Origin of the sequence: Micromonospora sp. NPDC004551 (assembly GCF_040609975.1) — a bacterium.
In the GTDB taxonomy this organism is placed as follows: Bacteria; Actinomycetota; Actinomycetes; order Mycobacteriales; family Micromonosporaceae; genus Micromonospora.
In genome coordinates this window covers 151,978-168,653 of the sequence record NZ_JBEXLM010000016.1, presented here as the reverse complement: position 1 = coordinate 168,653, position 16,676 = coordinate 151,978, and the positions used below count along the sequence as shown (strand labels likewise).

Sequence of the window (16,676 nt, the reverse complement as noted above, 5' to 3'; positions counted from 1 at the left end):
CCCCCCCCCCGGGGGGGGGGGGGCGCCCCCGGGGCCCCCCCCCCCCGGCCCGACGACGCCGGCGTCGCGGCTCACTCCGGCCGGCGCACCGCCACCGGCAGCCCGCCGCGGATGCGCAGCGAGAGCATCGGCTCCGGCCGCACCCGCCGCCCGGGCGGGACGACCAGCCGCAGCTCCCGCATCACCATGGCGAGCACGAAGACCGCCTCCATCATGCCCAGGTTGCTGCCCACACAGAACCGGGGTCCGGCGCCGAACGGGATGTAGGCGTACCGCGGTCGCTCGGCGCCGCCGTCCGGCCCGAACCGGTCGGGGTCGAACCGCTCCGGCTCCGGCCAGAAGCGCGGATGCCGGTGCAGCGTGTACGGGCACACCAGGATGTCCGCGCCGGCCGGCACGTGGAAGCCGCCCACCTCGTCGTCCTCACGCGCCTTGCGGGTGAGGATCCACACCGGCGGGTACAGCCGGATCGCCTCCTGCACGACCATCGCCGTGTAGGTGAGCCGGTGCAGGTCGTCGTAGACCGGCGTCCGGTCACCGAGCACCTCCCGGGCCTCGTCCCGCAGCCGCCGCGCCACCTCGGGGTGCCGGTCGATCAGGTACAGGCTCCAGCCCAGCGTGCTCGCGGTGGTCTCGTGGCCGGCGAGCAGCAGCGTGACCAGCTCGTCGCGCAGCCGCTGGCGCCCGATGCGCGGGTCGGCCTCGGCGCGGGTCGAGACGATCAGCCGGGACAGCACGTCGTCCCGGTCGTCCGCCTCCGCGCCCCGGGTCTCGACCAGCCGGTCGACGACCCGTTGCAGGTGCCGGCGGGCGCGCCGGAACCGCAGCTGCCGGGGCAGCGGCACCCAGGTGGGCACGGCGCTGAGGGTGCTCAGCTCGAACATGGCCTGGTCCTGCACGGCGGCGAACGAGTCGCCGACGCCGGCGAAGCCGCTGAGATCCGAATCGAGCAGGGTGCGGCCGAGCACCCCGAGCGTCAGCGCGGTCATCTCGTCGAGCACGTCGACCGGCGCGCCGCCGATCCGCCCCGACAGCCGCCGGACCAGCCCGGCCGCCTCCTCGCCGACCACACCGGCGTAGTCGGCCAGCCGCCGGTTCTGGAAGGCCGGCTGGATCACCCGGCGCTGCTTGCGCCACAGCTCACCCTCGCTGGTGAGCAGCCCGTCGCCCAGCGCGCGCCGGGCGTGCACCAGGCCGATGCCCTTCTCGTAGTTGGCGCTGTTGTCGGCCAGCACGTGCTTGGCCTGGTCGGGATGGTTGAAGAAGTACAGCTGCTTCGGGCCGACCGGGAGCCGCGCGGCGTCGCCGTAGCGCGCCGCGGCCGAGGTCATCATGCCCAGCCGGTCCCGGCCCATAGCCAGCAGGAGTCCCGGACCGGCCAGGGCCGAGGGCCCGGGCGGCCGGCGCCGGCCACGCTCGCGTACGTCGGTCATGCCGCACCGCTCCGTTCCCGCTCAAGCTGTCGGAAGCGCCCGGACAGGAACAGCAGCGCGTCGGTGTCGGCGCTGCGCTCCAGGGAGACCAGGCTGCCCAGGAAGATGCTGTGGTCGCCGCCGTCGTAGCTGCGCCACAACCGGCACTCGAAATGCGCCACCGCGCCGGCGATCAGTGGCACCCCCGTGTGCCGGCCGGGCAGCCACGGCACCGCGTCGAACTGCGCGCCGCCCATCGGCCGGCGCCGGTCGGCGAAGTACCGGGCCACGTCCTCCTGGTCGGCCGCCAGCACCGAGACACCGAAACCGTCGGCCTCGACGAGGCAGGTGTGCATGACCGCCCGGCGGTCGACGCAGACCAGCACCAGCGCCGGGTCGAGCGACACGGTGGTGAAGGAGTTCGCCGTCATGCCGTGCGGGGCCTTGCCGCCGACGGTGACCACGGTGACGCCGGTGGCGAAGGCGCCGAAGGTACGGCGCAGGGTGTCCGGATCGATGACCCCGGCCGGGGCCGTCCGCGCGCTGTCCACGCCCGCCTCCCGACCTCAGGCCCGGGCCGACCGGGCATACGGCGCGAGGGCACGCGCGAGGGCCTCGGGCACCCGGGCCGGCGCGGTCCGGGTGTTCGGCCCGCGCATGCACGCCACCCGCTGCCGGCCACGAGCCACCAGCGTCTCGCCACCGCCCTGGTCCAGCCGCACGTAGTCGAAGCTGAACTCGACCTGCGTCTGGGCGAGTTCCACCAGGCGCATCCGGATGGACAGCTCGTCGAACGCCGTGATCTCGGCGAAGAACTCGCAGTCGACCCGCAGCGTGAACAGCTTGAGGTCGTCGCGCACGTCGGCCAGCACCTCGGGCGCCCGTTCCTTCAGGAACATCTCCCGGCAACGGCCCTGCCAGCGCAGGTAGTTGACGTAGTACACGTTGCCGACCAGGTTGGTCTCCTCGAAACCCACCGTGTGCAGGTATTCGAAGTACTTGTCCATGTTCAGTCACGTCCTTCCGTGAGGATCGCGAAGACCACCGGCTCCGGCAGGTCGCGGAGCGTCGTGGCGAGGGTGGCGATGCGCAGGTCGCCCGAGGAGAAGACGGTCCACCCGGCCCGGTCGGCGGGTTCGAGCCCGAGCGGCGCGAGGCTGGTGTGCCCGGCCTTGTGCAGGCACTCCATCGCGGCCCAGACGCGGGCGGCGGCGGTCTCCGGCGACTCGCCGTCCGTCTCGGCCACCGCCGTCGCCAGGTCGGCGTGCCGGCCCAGCAGCGACGCCCACACGTGCGCCGGGCGCGGGTTCACCCGGACCACGTCGCAGCCGGGGGCGCCGATGACGCAGAGCGTGAGCCCGGCGTCGTGGGCCGCGGAGATCGGCGTGCCGTCGCGCAGCTCGGGACGGCCGTCGGGGCGGTAGCCGATCTCGGCCGGGTGCCCGAGGGCGCGGCCGGCGGCCAGCGCCGTCGCCGCCCGGCGCCGGCGCAGGTGCTCGCCCTGCGGCGCGTCCGGCGTCGCCGGGAGCACCGGGTCGGGTTCGACCGCCACCGCGACCGACGCGTCCAGCAGGTCGCCCAGTGTGCGCTCCAGGTAGGGGCCGAGCAGCGGGGCCACCCACGGGCCGCGGCCGTCCCGCTTGCGTACGGCCCGCAGCCGCAGCCCGGACCACCGCTCGATGACCGTCCCCGCGTCGTCGTGCAGCGTGATGTCGTAGACGTAGGTGTCGCCGTCGCGGCTGCGCTCGCTCGCCCGGTAGCGCAGCGTGCCCGCCTCGGCGAGCCGCTCGCCCGCCGGCCAGAGCCGTTCGATCGCCGCCGGCAGCAGCGTGCCGTCCGGCACGCACACCTGGTTGCCGTGCATCAGCGCGTCCCGCACGCCCGGGTCGCCCAGCAGCAGGGTGGCCGGCAGGTACGAGGCGAACCAGCCGGTGGACGGCACCGTCGCCACCTCCGCGTCCACGTGCCGCGCGGCGGCCCGGTGGTAGCGGCGCAGCCGCTGGAACCGGTCGCCCTGGAACAGGGTGTCGCCGTACAGGTCGACGGCGGGCTCCAGGACCACCGGCGGCAGGCCGGAGACGGCCTGCTCGTCGGCGCCGGCAGCGGGGGCCGGCTCACCGGAGAACCGGATCGTGGCGGCGAAGTGGATCGCGGCGAAGTTGGTCTCCGCGCTGCGGATCACCACGTCGACCCGGTCGTCGTCGACGACGAGGGCGGCGATCCGGATCGTGGTGCTGCCGTCCGGGGGCACCACGATGGGCCGGACGAAGCGGGCGTCCTCGATGACCGGGGAGACCCCGCCGGTCACCGCGGTGGCGACCTGGGTCATCGCCTCCATGCCGAACACGGCCGGGAACAGCAGGTTCCCGTCGAGCCGGTGGTCGGCCAGGTAGAGGTCGGTGGCCGAGGTCAGGTCGACCTCGCTGACCAGCTCGACGCCGTGGTAGCGCACCGGGGTCCGGTCGACGAAGCGCAGCAGCGGCAGCTCCGGGGTGTCCCGGCGGATGGTGTCGACCCCCTCGGCCCGGCCGGCGACCACCACGGTCGGCGGCGCCTGCGGGTCGGCGAGCAGCCGGCGCAGCAGCGTGAGCCCCTGGTCGACGCTGACCGGGCTGATCCCCTCCCGGCTGAGCGACTCCACCACGGACAGCTTCTCGCCCATGCCGACGCCGGACCAGACCGACCACTCCAGGCAGAGCACCCGGCAGTCGGGGTGCTCCCGGCCGAACTCCTCGGTCAGGTCGGCGAGCCACTCGTTGGCGACCGCGTAGTGCGCCTCGCCGCGCAGGCCGGCCCGGCCGATGATGCTGCCGAAGGTGACCAGCAGCCGCAGCCGCTCGGGCCGCACCGCCGCGAGGACCGCCGTCAGGCCGTCCACCTTCGGGGCGAAGGTGCGCCGCAGCGCGTCGTCGTCCACCTGGGTGAGGGCCATCGGCTCGTTGCGCCCGGCGCCGTGCAGCACGGCGGTCACCTCGCCGAGGTCGGCGCGGATCCGGTCCACCGCGGCCCGCACCTGGGCGGCGTCGCCGACGTCGGCCCGCTGGTAGGAGACCTGCAGGCCGGCGTCGGTCATCCGGCGCAGGTTCGCTGCCAGCTCCTCGTCGCCGGCCGGGTCGCTGCGGCCGAGCACGGCCAGCCGGGCCCCGCTGTCGGCGGCCAGGGCCAGGGCGCACTCCGCGGTGATCCCCTTGCCGCCGCCGGTCACCAGCAGGACGTCGGTCTCGTCCAGCGGTGCGGTGGGCGCCGCGGGCCGGACCGGCATGACGCGCAGCGTCGGGACCCGCCGCCGCCCGTCGTCGTCGTAGTAGACCTCGCTGTGCTCGGCCGTGGCGGCCACGTCGGCGACCACCCGGTCCACGGCCTCCGGCACGGCGGGCGTGTGCACGATCGTGGTGCGCAGGTGCGGCGCCTCCAGCCGTAGCGTCCGGGCCAGGCCCGCCGCGCCGCGTCCGTGCTGCACCAGGACGAACCGGGTGCCCGGGGCGGCGGTCGCGGCGGTTCGCGCCGCGTGCAGCGCCAGCCGCACGTGCCGCTCCTCGCACCGGTCGGGCAGGCAGACCAGCACGCCGCCGCCGAGGGCGCCGCGGCTCAGCGCCGCGCGCAGCGGCTCGGCCAGCGGGTGGCCGGGATCTGCGTGCAGGTCCCAGTGGCCGTGCACCTCCGGGTCCGGGTGGGCCGGGCGGGGCGTCTCGTCGAGGTCGATCCGCCAGGCCCGGGCCCAGTCACCGACCCCCTCGACGGTGGGTGCCGGCTCGGCGTCGGCACCGCCGCCGGTACCCGCCAGTTCCCGCAGCGACTCGGCGAGCTGCTCCACCGTCGCGGTGGCGAAGTTGGTCGGGGTCTGCGCGGGCGGCACACCGAGCAACTGCGCGGCCTGGTTGACGATCTGGCCGACGGTGATCGAGCTGAGGTGCAGGTCGTCGAGGAGGCGGCTCTGCCCGTGGACCATCTCCAGCGGCAGCTCGGCCCGCTCGGCCGCGAGCCGCCGCAGCATGTCCACACCGGACTCTCCGGTCGACTCCGCCCCGTCGGGCGCGGCCGGTTCGGCGGCGGGCCGCCGCGTCACGGCGGGCAGGTCCACGACGGGCGCCACCTCGCACGGGCTGGCGAAGAAGCTGAACTCCTGACCCACCTTGATGGGCCGGACCAGCCGGCCGTGGAACAGGGCCTCGCCGGCGCCGGCGGCGCCCAGCACGTACGCCGCGGCGACGACCCGCAGCAGCCCGGTCAGCGATTCGTCGTCGGTGTTCATGGCCACGGTCGGCACGTCGGTGCTGGCGGCGGCCAGCGAGGACAGCACCCGGCCCGGCCCGACCTCGATGAACAGGTCCACCTCCTTGGCCGCCAGGGTGACCGCCTGGGCGAACAGCACCGGGTCGGTGATCTGCCGGTGCAGCAGGGCGGTGACGTCGGTGTCCTCGGCCAGCGCCTCGCCGGTCACCGTCGAGATGACCCGCTGGCCGACCGGCCCGAACGGCTGCCCGGACAGGGCGTCGCGGAAGGCGTCCGCCGCCGGGGCCACCAGCGGGGAGTGGAAGGCGTGCGACACCGCGAGCGGGTTGACCGACAGGCCCTTCTCGGTGGCTCGCCGGGTGGCCTCCTGGATGTCGGCGGCGGTGCCCGCGATCACGGTGTGCTCCGGACCGTTGTAACCGGCGATCACCACGTCCAGTCCGGCGATCAGGTCGGCGACCAGCTCCGGGGCGGCGCCGATGTTGGCCATCGTGCCGGAGGCGCTCAGCCGGCTCATCGTGCTCCCGCGCACCGCGGCGGTGCGCAGGAGCGCGGACCGGTCCAGCACGCCCGCCCAGTGCAGGGCGGAGATCTCCCCCAGGCTGTGGCCGACGGCCACGCTGGCCTTGATGCCGAGCAGGGACAGCACCCGCAGGCCCGCCAGCGAGCCGGTGACGATGCGCGGCTGGGCGACCTCGGTGGCGATGGCCGACCCGCCGCTGGGCAGGTCCGCGAGCTGGTAGATCTCGTCCACCTCGGCGAACCGGCGCCGCAGCGCGCCGCCCGAGGTGCCACGGCCGGAGCCCTGGCCGGGGAAGAGGAAGCCGACGCGGCGGGGGCCGCCGGCGTGGCCGAGGAAGCACCGGCCGTCGGCGGTGAGCAGTTCGGTCTCGTCGGCGTCGAGGGCCTGGCAGAGGCGGCGCAGCTGCCGCTCCGCGTCCTCCGGAGAGCTGGCCACGACGGCGGCGCGGTGCGGCAGGTGCCGCAGCTCCGCGTGCAGGGTGGCGGCCAGGTCGGCCAGCTGGGCGTACGACACCTGGGGGACGAAGTCGAGCAGCCGGGCCAGCCGCTCCCGCAGCTCGTGGGGGCTGGCGCCGTCGATCAGCAGCAGCTCCACGTCCTGGGCCGAGGAGGCCAGCTGACGGGCCCGGCTGTCCAGCCGCTCCTGCCGGCCCGCGGGCGCGCCGTCCAGCACGATGTGGGTGTTGATGCCCCCGAAGCCCATGGCGGTGACACCGGCCCGGACGGCCTGGTCCACCGGCCAGGGCTCCGCCTTGCGCAGCGCGCGCAGCGCCGCCGAGTCCTCGGCCAGCAGCTCGTGCGGGTCGACGCAGCCGATCGCGGGAGGCAGCACCTGGTGGTGTACGGCCATGGCCGCCTTGATCAGGCCGGCCACCCCGGCCGCGGCCTTGGTGTGGCCGATCATGCCCTTGATCGAGCTGATGGCCGCCCGTGGCGCTGCCGGGTCGGCGGTCCGCCGGGCCAGCGACAGCGCCTTGAGCTCGGTGGCGTCGCCGACCGCGGTGCCGGTGCCGTGCCCCTCGAACAGCGGCACGGACTCGATGCCGAAGCCGGCCCGCTCGTACGCGCGGCGCAGGGCCAGCTGGTAGCCGGCGACCTCGGGCCGGGTGATGCCGCCCTTGCCGTCGGAGGAGATGCCCCACCCGGCGACGGTGGCGTAGATGCGGTGGCCGGCCCGCAGCGCGTCGGACTCGCGCATCAGCACCACCATCCCGCACCCCTCGCCCGGCCAGAAGCCGTTGGAGCCGCGGTCGTACACGCGCATCTCGCCGGTGGCGAGCGCGCCGGTGCGGGCGAAGCCGATGATCTCGAACGGGTCGATCGACAGGTCGACGCCGCCGGCGACCGCGACGTCCACCTCACCGTCCACCAGGGTCTTGCAGGCGGTGGCCACCGACAGCAGCGAGGAGGAGCAGGCGCCGTCGACGGTGTAGCCGCCGCCCTTGAAGTCGAAGTGGTTGCAGATGCGCCCGGCGATGGTGTTGGACAGCCCGCCGGCCAGGGTGTCCTCGTCGACCTCGGGGAACGGGTTCTTGAACGTCGCCTCGAAGCCGTCCAGGAAGGAGCTGAGCTGGTCGTCGTCCCAGTCCTGCTCCTTGAGCGCGGCCGCCACCATGCGCCGCACGTAGGGCCAGCGCAGCCGCAGCTGGTTGGCCCGGGAGAACTCGCCGGTGAGGGTGTTGCCGACGACCACGCCGGTGCGTTCGCGGGGCAGCCCCTCGGCCATCGGGAAGCCGGCGTCGGCGAGCGCCATCGCGGCGACGTCCAGGGCCAGCCAGTGGGTCAGATCCGTGGAGCGGTAGGTGCTGCCGGCGACCTTGTAGGCGATCCGGTCGAACTCGTAGCCCTCGATGACGGCCGCGTTGCGGGCGTAGAAGCGGTCCGGGGTACGCGGGTCCGGGTCCCAGTAGTCCTCCAGGCGCATCCGGACGTCCGGCAACCGGCGGAACGCCCGGCGGCCCGCCAGGGCGTTCTCCCACAACTCTCGGGGTGAGGTGGCGTCCGGGTACCGGCACGCCATCCCGACGACAGCGATCCTGCTCACAGATTTCTCCTTCGGTACGCGCCGGTGTCGATCCGGCCCGCGCGGCGAGCCCGGGCGGGCGGACGGACCGGTGATTCGGCGGCTGTCCGGGCGCGGGCCCGGACGGGGCGGCGAGGCGGTGCCGTCAGCACCGGTGCCGGAACTCCTCGGCGATGGCCAGCCGCCACGATTCGTAGGCGGGTCGGGTGGCGGTCGGCTGGGCCTGCGCCAGCGCGGCGTCGGTCACCTTGGCCGCCTCGGCGGGCGTCGTGCCGCAGAGGACCGCGGTGGCCACCTCGTTGTGCGGGACGACCAGGCCGGCGCGCACCCGCGCGCCGGCGGCGAACGCGCTGCCCTGGGCCACCTGGTCCCGGTGCTCGCCGGCGGCCTCACGGAAGCGGACCAGTTCGGCCTCGCTCGCCCCGCCGGCGTAGGTGGCCGCGAGGCCGGCGCCGGCGTAGAGGTCGGCGCGCCGCTCGGGGGCGAACCGGCGGATCAGCTCGCCGACCCGGTCCACGTCCGTGCCGCCGACGAACCACAGGGCCCGTCCGACGCCCTGGTCGATGGCGCGGACGGCGTAGCCGGTGCGGTCGTCGCCGGGCCACGGGAAGCTGGCCGGCCGGTACGCCGCGTAGGCGTAGCGGGCGGTGCGGAAGTACGCCTGGTGGAAGCCGTAGCCGTCGAGGACCAGCCAGCGCAGCAGCGGGTCGGGTGCGTGCAGCCGGTGCCACCGGAACCGGGGCAGGCGGGCCATCGCCCAGCCGACGCCCACGTAGGCCATGTAGGCGTGCGCGTCGCCCCGCCCGGCCAGCAGCTCGGCGACGTGCCGCGGGCGGCCGACGCGCAGCCCGTCGCGCATCGCGAGCGCCATGGCCGCGCCCTCGTACGCGAATCCGCGAAATTGCGTGGGAATGGTTTCCAGCCGTGGTTCGGCCGCCGCGGCGCCGGGTGCCTCCGCGGCGTATGCGTAACCGGTGAGGAACGACGAACCGACGGTTTCCAGCAAGCTTTTCGCGGCGTCGTTCTTCACGGCGAAGCCGCGCACGTCCATCCTGGTCTCACGCGTGTTCGGCGTCAGGATGCGGCGGCGCAGAGAGCGGAGAAGGCGCATGTTTTCCCCCAGGCCGGTGGGTGCGGCGAGGACGCGGAAACGTCAATTCCGATGGTGGCAAGAAAACGAACGCGAGGTCTTCTTCAAAGGTGCGGACTGACGGCCCGGCCGGCCGGCCCGCAGACCGGCCGACGACCCGGCCGCCACAAGGGACGGCCGGGTCGTCGGAGGGGCTCAGGGATCAGTCCCCGGTGGACAGCGCTGCCGGGGCGAACCGGGACCGCACCGCCCGCCGCCACACCTCGTACGGCTCGACGTCGCCTCCCCGGTCCAGGTCGGCCGCCACGTCGTCGGCGAGGGTGGCGGCGGCCTCGACGGAGCAGTCGCCCAGCGCGGTCATGGCCGTGCGGGAGTGCTCCGGCACGTGACCGGCGTGGGTGCGGGCCTTCGCGGCGAACGCGGCGCCCTGGGCGAGGTCCGGGGCGTACCGGCCGGCGTGCCGGCGCAGGCCGGCGAGCGCGTCCGCGTCGGCGCCGCCGGCGAACGTGGCGGCCAGCCCGACCCCGCTCCACAGGTCGGCGTGGCGCTCCGGGGCGAAGCGGCCCACGGCCGCCGCCACGTCGTCGGGCCGGGCCGCGTGGATGAACCACAACGACCGCCCGATACCCTGGTCGACGGCGTGCGGGAAGTAGTCGGCCCGGCCCAGCCAGGGGTACGGCGCCAGGCGTTCCTGCCGGCGCACGTAGCGGTCGGTCTCGAAGTAGGCCCGGTCGAAGCCGTACCCGTCGACGGCCAGCCAGCTCATCGTCGGGTGGTACGGCGAGCCGGTGAGGTCGGGCAGCACGGCGCGCCAGCGCAGCCGCGGCAGCCGGGCCATCGCGAACCCGATGCCGATGTAGGCGAGGAACAGGTGCGGCGCGCCCGGGCCGAGCAGCAGGCTGCGGGTGCGGTCGCCCCTGCGGGGGCCCATCGCGTCGAGCACGGTGCAGGCCATCGTGGCGCCCTCGTAGGCGAAGCCGCGCAGTTCCTCGTCGACGAAGCTGAGCCGCCGTTCCAGCTCCCACTCGTCGCGGGTGTCGATGCCCCACTCGAAGCCGCAGATCACCGATTGCGGGATGGCCTCGAGTCGCCGGGTCACCGGGGACGGCTGTACCGGGAAGCCACGCCGGGCGAAGGTCACCTCCGCCAGCGACGGCGCCAGCACCAGCCGCCGGAGGGAACCGAGTGTGGTGGGCATTGCTCTCCCCCTGTCTGCGATGGCGTCCGCACTCCGCACGGGCGGGCGCCGGTTCGGTGGTGCCGGGGCGGGACGGTCAGCGGCCGGCGGTCCGGCCGCCATCGCGCGCCGGCCGGCGCCGGGCCGGCAGCAACGCGACCAGCGCGCCCAGCACGAGCACCAGGTCGGCCAGGGCCAGGGCCAGGTTCCAGCCGTCCCGCCGCAGGTGCTGGTGCCCGCCGGAGTCCTCGGGCGCGGGCGCCGGGGCGGGGGCGGCCGTGCCGACGACGAAGTCGTCGCTGCCGGACACCTCGCTGCCGTCGGTCAGGCTCAGGTGGTACGCCAGCCGGTAGCGGCCCTGGCCGCCGTCGACGGTGGCCACGGTGAGCCGGTGCCCGTCGACCGTCGGTGCGCCCCGGTTGACCGGGCGGCCGTCCGGGCCGGCGACGGTCAGGTGCGCCGTCGCCGCCGACAGGTCCTCGCTGAAGGTGAGCGACACGCTGGTGGGCGCGGCGCGCAGCGGGGCGTCCCCGCCCGGCTCCGCGCCGACCAGCCGCAGGTCCGGCTCCCGGCTGGTGGCCAGCAGAAGGGCGATCCCGACCACGACGGTGAGCACGACGGCGGCGAGCACCCGGGCCCGGGCCGGGGACGGCGCCCTGTCGGTGACCGGCGTCGCCGGGGTCATGCCTGCGCCGCCGCCGGGCGGCAGGAGCAGGCCATCAGCCGCTCTTCCGCCGGGCTCGGCCGCAGGTGCAGGTACATGGCGACGACCATCGGCAGGAAGACCACGGTGTTGTAGAACAGGTGCAGCTCGACCCGGGGCAGCACCAGTTGCAGGATGCTGGTCGGCACCGGGCGGCCGAACAGGAAGTGGCCGGTCTGGGCCTGCAGGAGCAGCAGCAGGTGCTCGATGTGGTGCCAGAACTGGATGACCAGGGCGGCCGTCCACCAGCTTCGGCTGCGGCCGGTGAAGCCCGGACGCAACATCCACAGGCCGATCAGCATGACCAGGGCGTAGCCGTAGTGCAGCCACTCCGAGGTGACCAGCCAGGGGTAGGCCAGCCCGAGCACGCCGCGGGCCTTCGGCACCGGCCAGCCCAGCGCCCAGATCTGGTACGCCTGGGCCAGGTGCTCGGCCCAGTGGCCGATGACCACGACCATGAACGCGTTCAGGGCGAATCGGTGGTGGGCTCCGTTGAGGCGCCCGGGACGACCGCCGGTGTCCGCGAGGGCCACTCCGTAGCTGGTCACGTTGCCTCCTAGGGGATCGCTGCCGGCACCCGCGCGACCGGCGCGAGCGCTCTCCCAGACTGCCGTCCGGCGCGGCGCCCGTGCGTCTTCCTCCGTGCTCAGGTACGGGACGCGCCGGCGGCGACGTGCCGGGCGCCCACCTCCCGGGCCACCGCGAAGCTGGCCCACGCCACCGCCTCGACGAGGCTGCGGTCGTCCGGGCGGTGCCGGCGGAACTCGCCGATCACCTCCTCGTCCACCTGGTAGGAGGCGAACGCGGTGAGCAGGGCGAGCCGGCCGGCCGCGCGGTCGGCCTCGGGCAGCCCCTCGATCAGCAGCTCGCACCAGCGGCGGCTCAGGCCGGTGTCCTCCCCGCGCCAGCCGGCGAGCCGCTCCGCGACCAGGTCCCGCACCGCCGGGCTGAGCGCCCGCTCGCCGGCGGCCTCGAACGCCGCGTAGGCCCGGGCGGTCGCCGCGGCCACGTGCGGGTTGCCGGCGGCCCAGGCGGCGGTGGCGGGGAGCGGGGCCGCCGGCAGCAGCGGCAGCGACCGGCCGGGCTCACGGGGGTCGTGCAGCGCCGGGTGCAGCACCCGGCTGATGCCGCGCTTCAGCCGGCGCCGCGCCCGCGGGCTGAGGCCGGGCGGCAGGAGGAAGTTGGCCAGGAAGACGTTGACCATGCGGCTGACGTAGTGGAAGCCCACCACCACCCCGACCAGCTCGGGCCGCGCGGACTCGTCGAACGGGAACGGCGGCGCGTCGTCGGTGTGCGCCGCGCGCGCCCAGCGCGCGGCCCGGCGCAGCCGGTCGTCGGCCATCTCCTCGACCCGGTCGGCCACCACCGCCTCGGCGTCCGGCTCCCCGGCCAGGTCGTAGAGGCCGACGCTGTGCATGTCGACGCAGTACGGGCAGATGTTGGCCACCGACACCGCGGCGGCCACCGCCTCCTTCACCGAACGGTCCACCGCGCTGGTGGGCAGCAGCGGCTCGCGGCTGAGCATCCAGTACGCGGCGAGCAGCTCCGGGACGATCGAGTGCGGCAGGGCCGGCGTCACCACCAGCCGCATCTCGTCCGCGATCTGCGCGTACGTCTCCGCCACCAACCCGCTCGCCGCGGCCGTCGGCACCGGCGTCACGTACTTCACGTGTCGCCGGACCACCGACGACGCCACCCGCCCCACGATCATGTCGCCTCCCGCGTCACCTGGCGCCGGCCCAGGACCGGCGCGGACGTAGCCGCGTCGCGGCAGCGCCACTGTCAGTATTCGGCGGCGGACCCGGGCCGCAAACGCCGTGCGGCCGATTGCGCACGTGGCAAGAAGACCGTCGTGAGTGGATATCTCCGCAACGTCGAAGGTGCGGCGCGATCCAGCCCGTCGGCACGATGAATCGCACATTCACGCAGGTCGCCGCGGTCGGCAGAGCCGCCGCGACGTCGACCCGCGTCCCTTTCCGTTGCGGCGCGCGCCGGCCCGCACATCGAACCGGGGTACGCCGCCCCGACCGCCGACAGGAAGAGGGCAGCTGTGCACGCCGACACCAGCGATGCCGACCAGGTGCGGGTCATGACGATCGAAGCGTTCGCCGACACGATCGTGCCGGGCGAGAAACGATGGCCGGACGACCGGGCGGTCTCCGGCGCGGCCACCGGTGGCGGGGCCGTCGCGGCCGGCGCACTGGAGCTGCTGGAACATCCGGCCAGCGGGTACGCCGCGGTGCTGGAGCCGCTCGCGGCGGCACTGAACGCCCACGCCAGCGGGTACGCCGAGGAGCACGGCCGCACGCTGGACCCCGCCGTGCCGCCGTTCGTGGCGCTCGACCACGCCGACCGCACCCGCCTGCTCCAGCGGCTGCTGGCCGTGGACCACCCCGAGAAGGAGATGTGGGTCGGGCTGGCCCTGTTCAGCAACATGGCCTTCGACAGCGCCGCACACACGAACACGCACGCCGCGCTGGCCGCCGGCCACCCCGGCCTGCTCACCATCGGGTACCACCGGCCCGACGCCGACGGCCTGTGGCGGTTCCCCGAGTACTCCTACGGGCGGCCGCTGGCGCCGCTGCATCCGCACACGACCTCCACCGGGAGCCCGGCATGAACAGCACCGAGAGCACCGACGTCCTCGTGATCGGCAGCGGCTTCGGCGGCGCGATCCCCGCGTACCACCTCGCCGCCGGCGGCGCCCGGGTGGTGGTGCTGGAACGGGGCCCCTGGCTCAGCGGCGACGAGTTCGACCACGACTTCGAGCTGGGCTCGTCGTACACCCGGGTCTTCGACTTCGTCGTCGGGGACGGGATGAGCGTCCTCGGCGGTAACTGCGTCGGCGGCGGCAGCGTGGTCTACTTCGCGACCATGCCGCGGGCCCCGCGGTTCGTCTTCGAGCGCCGCGGCGGCATCGGGCGCCGGATGTGGCCGGCGTCGATCAACCGCGACACCCTCGACCCCTGGTACGACCGGGTCACCGAGGCGCTGCCGGTGACCCGGTACGACTGGGACCAGGTCCCCTACGCCGGCGGAGTCTTCGCGGCCGCCTGCGCGCACGCCGGCCGCACGGCCAACCCGGTGCCGTCCGCGGTGGACCTCGACCGCTGCACCAACTGCAACTGGATGATGGCCGGTTGCCGCTTCGACGCGAAGCGCTCGCTGCTGCTCAACTACCTGCCGGCGGCGCTGGCGCACGGCGCGGAGATCCGCCCGCTGCACGAGGTGCAGCACCTCTCGCGCACCGACGACGGCGGCTACCGGGTGCACTACCGGATCGTCGACGACGAGGACTACCGGGTCCTGCACGACGAGGGCGTCATCGAGGCGAAGATCGTCATCGTGGCCGCGGGCGCCGGCGCCACCCCGGTCATCCTCCGCCGCTCGGAACCGGAGCTGGGCCCCATGCCGCCGGCCGTCGGCCGCTACTTCTCCGGCAACGGCGAGCGGCTCAACACGGCGGTCTTCGACGAGGACCGCGTCCGGACGGTGCTGGGCCTGAGCCGGCCGGGCGGGCAGGCGTACGCCGCCAACCAGATCGGGCGCGGCCCGACCGTGGCGAGCTGGGACCGCCTCGACCCGGACCTGCCGGAGTTCGAGCGGTACTCGCTGGAGCAGCTCTACTTCCCGCCCGGCCTGGGCACCATCCTGGCCCAGGTCCCGGACGCCACCGGCCCGACCTGGTTCGGGGCGGAGAAGAAGGAGCTGATGCGCCGCTGGCAGTCCTGGCTGACCATCTTCACCATGTCCGAGGACGACAACGAGGGTGTCTTCGGGCCGCCGCCGGCCACCGGCAACGCCGAGCGGATCTCCCAGCAGATGCTGGGCCGCGGCTCGCTGCGCTACGTGCCGACCGCCAACACCCGGCGCGGCTGGGCGGCCGCCGACGCCGACGTGCGCGACATCCTGGAGCGCGACGGGCTGGCCCGGGTCATGCCGTGGACGAACGACGTCGTCGGGGCGTACACGGTGCACCCGCTGGCGTCCTGCCGCATCGGTGACGACCCGGAGACCTCGGCTCTGGACGACCGGCACGAGCTGCGGCAGCACCCGGGAGTCTTCGTCACCGACGGCTCCGCGGTGCCCGGCGCGCTGACCGTGAACCCGGCGCTGACCATCGCCGCCCTCGCCGAGCGCGCCATTCCGGGCATCGTCCAGGCCGCCCGGGAGCGCGGCGTTCCGGTGACCTACCACGGCGGGCTGCCCGAGGGCTCCACCGTGTCCGCCCGCCCCCCGGCGCTGCGCGGCTGACCGGCGACGGCCGACGGCCGGGCGGTCCGTCGGCCGGCCGGCGCAGGAGGAGAAGCGATGGGAAGACTGCTCGCCCGGGCCATGCGCAAGACCAGCCTCGCCCAGGTCCGGCACGTCCGGCCGGTCACGCCGGACGAGGCCCGCGAAACGGTGGCCGAGGTCTACCGGCAGGTCGTCGACGACTTCGGCATGCTCGCCCCGCCGATCGCCCTGCACTCGCCCGCCCCACCGGCGCTGGCCGCCAGCTGGCTGATGCTGCGGGAGACGTTGCTGACCGCCGGGCCGGGCGAGCGGGCGGCCCGGGAGGCGGTGGCCGCGGCGGTGTCGCACGGCAACCGCTGCCCGTACTGCGTCGAGGTGCACGGCGCGACGCTGACCGGGCTGGTAAGCCGGGCGGGCGCGCCGGCGGTCGTCGCCCGGGGCGCCGCGGGGCTGGCCGACCCACGGCTGCGCGACCTGGCGGTGTGGGCGGAGGCCAGTGGGTCACCCGACCCGGCCCGCCGCCCGCCGCCGCCGTTCCCCGCCGCTCGCTCCGCCGGGCTGATCGGGGTGGCGGTCACGTTCCACTACCTGAACCGCATGGTGAACGTCTTCCTCACCGACTCGCCGCTGCCCGCCCTGCCCCCGGCGGCGCGGGGCGGCGCGCGGCGGGTCGCCGCCACGCTGTTCGGGGCGCTGGCCCGCCCCGGCCGCCCGCCCGGCCGGTCGCTGGCGCTGCTGCCGCCCGCCGCCGCCCCGCCCGACCTGGCCTGGGCGGCGGGCGACCCGGCCGTCGTCGACGCCATGGCCCGCGCCGTCCGGGCGGTCGACGGGTGCGCCGCGACCGCCGCGCCCGAGCCGGTGCGCCGGCTGGTGCGAGACCGGCTGGCCCGCACCATTGACGGGACACCGCGGCCCATCGGCCGGTCCGAACTGGAGGCGCTCGTCGCGCCGCTGGCCCCGGCGCAGCGGCCCGCGGGACGGCTGGCGCTGCTCGTCGCGCTCGCGTCCTATCAGGTCACCGACCGGCTGATCGACGAGGTCCGGGCGGCCGGCCACGACGACGCGGCGCTGGTCGCGCTGAGCGCGTGGGCCAGTCTCACCGCGGCCCGGCAGGTCGGCGGGCGGCTGCACGAGGATCTGCGCCGGGCCGCCGGCGGGCTGAGCACGCCGGGAGAAGACACGGCCGCCGCGACCCCACCATCCTGGGACTGACCGCGCCCGGCCCGACGGTCCGCACGCGCTGGCCCGCCGGTCGCGCGCCGGACCCCGACCGAGAGGAA

The 16,676-nt window shown here is 75.2% G+C and carries 12 protein-coding genes; 3 read left to right on the top strand and 9 right to left on the bottom strand.

Going from position 1 to position 16,676, the window contains the following annotated elements:
* Positions 1-71 precede the first annotated feature (71 nt).
* The 9 genes from ABZW14_RS20250 to ABZW14_RS20210 form a co-directional block, all read right to left on the bottom strand.
* Complete coding sequence (locus ABZW14_RS20250; RefSeq protein ID WP_355348471.1) at positions 72-1,433, bottom strand: cytochrome P450; 1,362 nt, start codon at positions 1,431-1,433, stop codon at positions 72-74.
* Positions 1,430-1,963 carry a flavin reductase family protein gene (locus ABZW14_RS20245; protein WP_355348468.1) on the bottom strand — a complete coding sequence of 178 codons (534 nt, stop codon included), beginning with the start codon at positions 1,961-1,963 and terminating at the stop codon, positions 1,430-1,432. Before ABZW14_RS20245 ends, ABZW14_RS20250 begins: the two co-directional genes overlap by 4 nt.
* A 15-nt stretch (positions 1,964-1,978) precedes the next feature.
* On the bottom strand, positions 1,979-2,419 hold the full coding sequence (locus ABZW14_RS20240; RefSeq protein WP_355348465.1) for an acyl-CoA thioesterase: 441 nt from the start codon (positions 2,417-2,419) through the stop codon (positions 1,979-1,981).
* Positions 2,420-2,421: 2 nt separating this feature from the next.
* Positions 2,422-8,211, bottom strand: coding sequence for a type I polyketide synthase (locus ABZW14_RS20235; protein ID WP_355348462.1), 5,790 nt, complete (start codon positions 8,209-8,211; stop codon positions 2,422-2,424).
* Between the two features lie 124 nt (positions 8,212-8,335).
* On the bottom strand, positions 8,336-9,301 hold the full coding sequence (locus tag ABZW14_RS20230; protein ID WP_355348459.1) for a DUF1702 family protein: 966 nt from the start codon (positions 9,299-9,301) through the stop codon (positions 8,336-8,338).
* A gap of 181 nt (positions 9,302-9,482) precedes the next feature.
* On the bottom strand, positions 9,483-10,478 hold the full coding sequence (locus ABZW14_RS20225; protein ID WP_355348456.1) for a DUF1702 family protein: 996 nt from the start codon (positions 10,476-10,478) through the stop codon (positions 9,483-9,485).
* 76 nt (positions 10,479-10,554) lie between these two features.
* Positions 10,555-11,142 carry a copper resistance CopC family protein gene (locus ABZW14_RS20220; protein ID WP_355348453.1) on the bottom strand — a complete coding sequence of 196 codons (588 nt, stop codon included), beginning with the start codon at positions 11,140-11,142 and terminating at the stop codon, positions 10,555-10,557.
* Positions 11,139-11,618 carry a hypothetical protein gene (locus ABZW14_RS20215; RefSeq protein ID WP_355348489.1) on the bottom strand — a complete coding sequence of 160 codons (480 nt, stop codon included), beginning with the start codon at positions 11,616-11,618 and terminating at the stop codon, positions 11,139-11,141. Before ABZW14_RS20215 ends, ABZW14_RS20220 begins: the two co-directional genes overlap by 4 nt.
* 188 nt (positions 11,619-11,806) lie before the next feature.
* Positions 11,807-12,871 (bottom strand): carboxymuconolactone decarboxylase family protein, encoded by a 1,065-nt coding sequence (locus tag ABZW14_RS20210; RefSeq protein ID WP_355348450.1) that lies wholly within the window; start codon positions 12,869-12,871, stop codon positions 11,807-11,809.
* A 378-nt stretch (positions 12,872-13,249) separates the two neighbouring features.
* Between ABZW14_RS20210 and ABZW14_RS20205 the strand changes: the two genes are divergently transcribed.
* From ABZW14_RS20205 to ABZW14_RS20195, 3 genes are all read left to right on the top strand, one after another.
* Positions 13,250-13,780 carry a DUF5987 family protein gene (locus tag ABZW14_RS20205; protein ID WP_355348447.1) on the top strand — a complete coding sequence of 177 codons (531 nt, stop codon included), beginning with the start codon at positions 13,250-13,252 and terminating at the stop codon, positions 13,778-13,780.
* The gene (locus ABZW14_RS20200) at positions 13,777-15,414 is read left to right on the top strand and encodes a GMC family oxidoreductase (protein WP_355348444.1); all 1,638 of its coding nucleotides are present in this window, start codon (positions 13,777-13,779) and stop codon (positions 15,412-15,414) included. Before ABZW14_RS20205 ends, ABZW14_RS20200 begins: the two co-directional genes overlap by 4 nt.
* Before the next feature lie 81 nt (positions 15,415-15,495).
* Complete coding sequence (locus tag ABZW14_RS20195; RefSeq protein WP_355348486.1) at positions 15,496-16,608, top strand: carboxymuconolactone decarboxylase family protein; 1,113 nt, start codon at positions 15,496-15,498, stop codon at positions 16,606-16,608.
* Positions 16,609-16,676 lie beyond the last annotated feature (68 nt).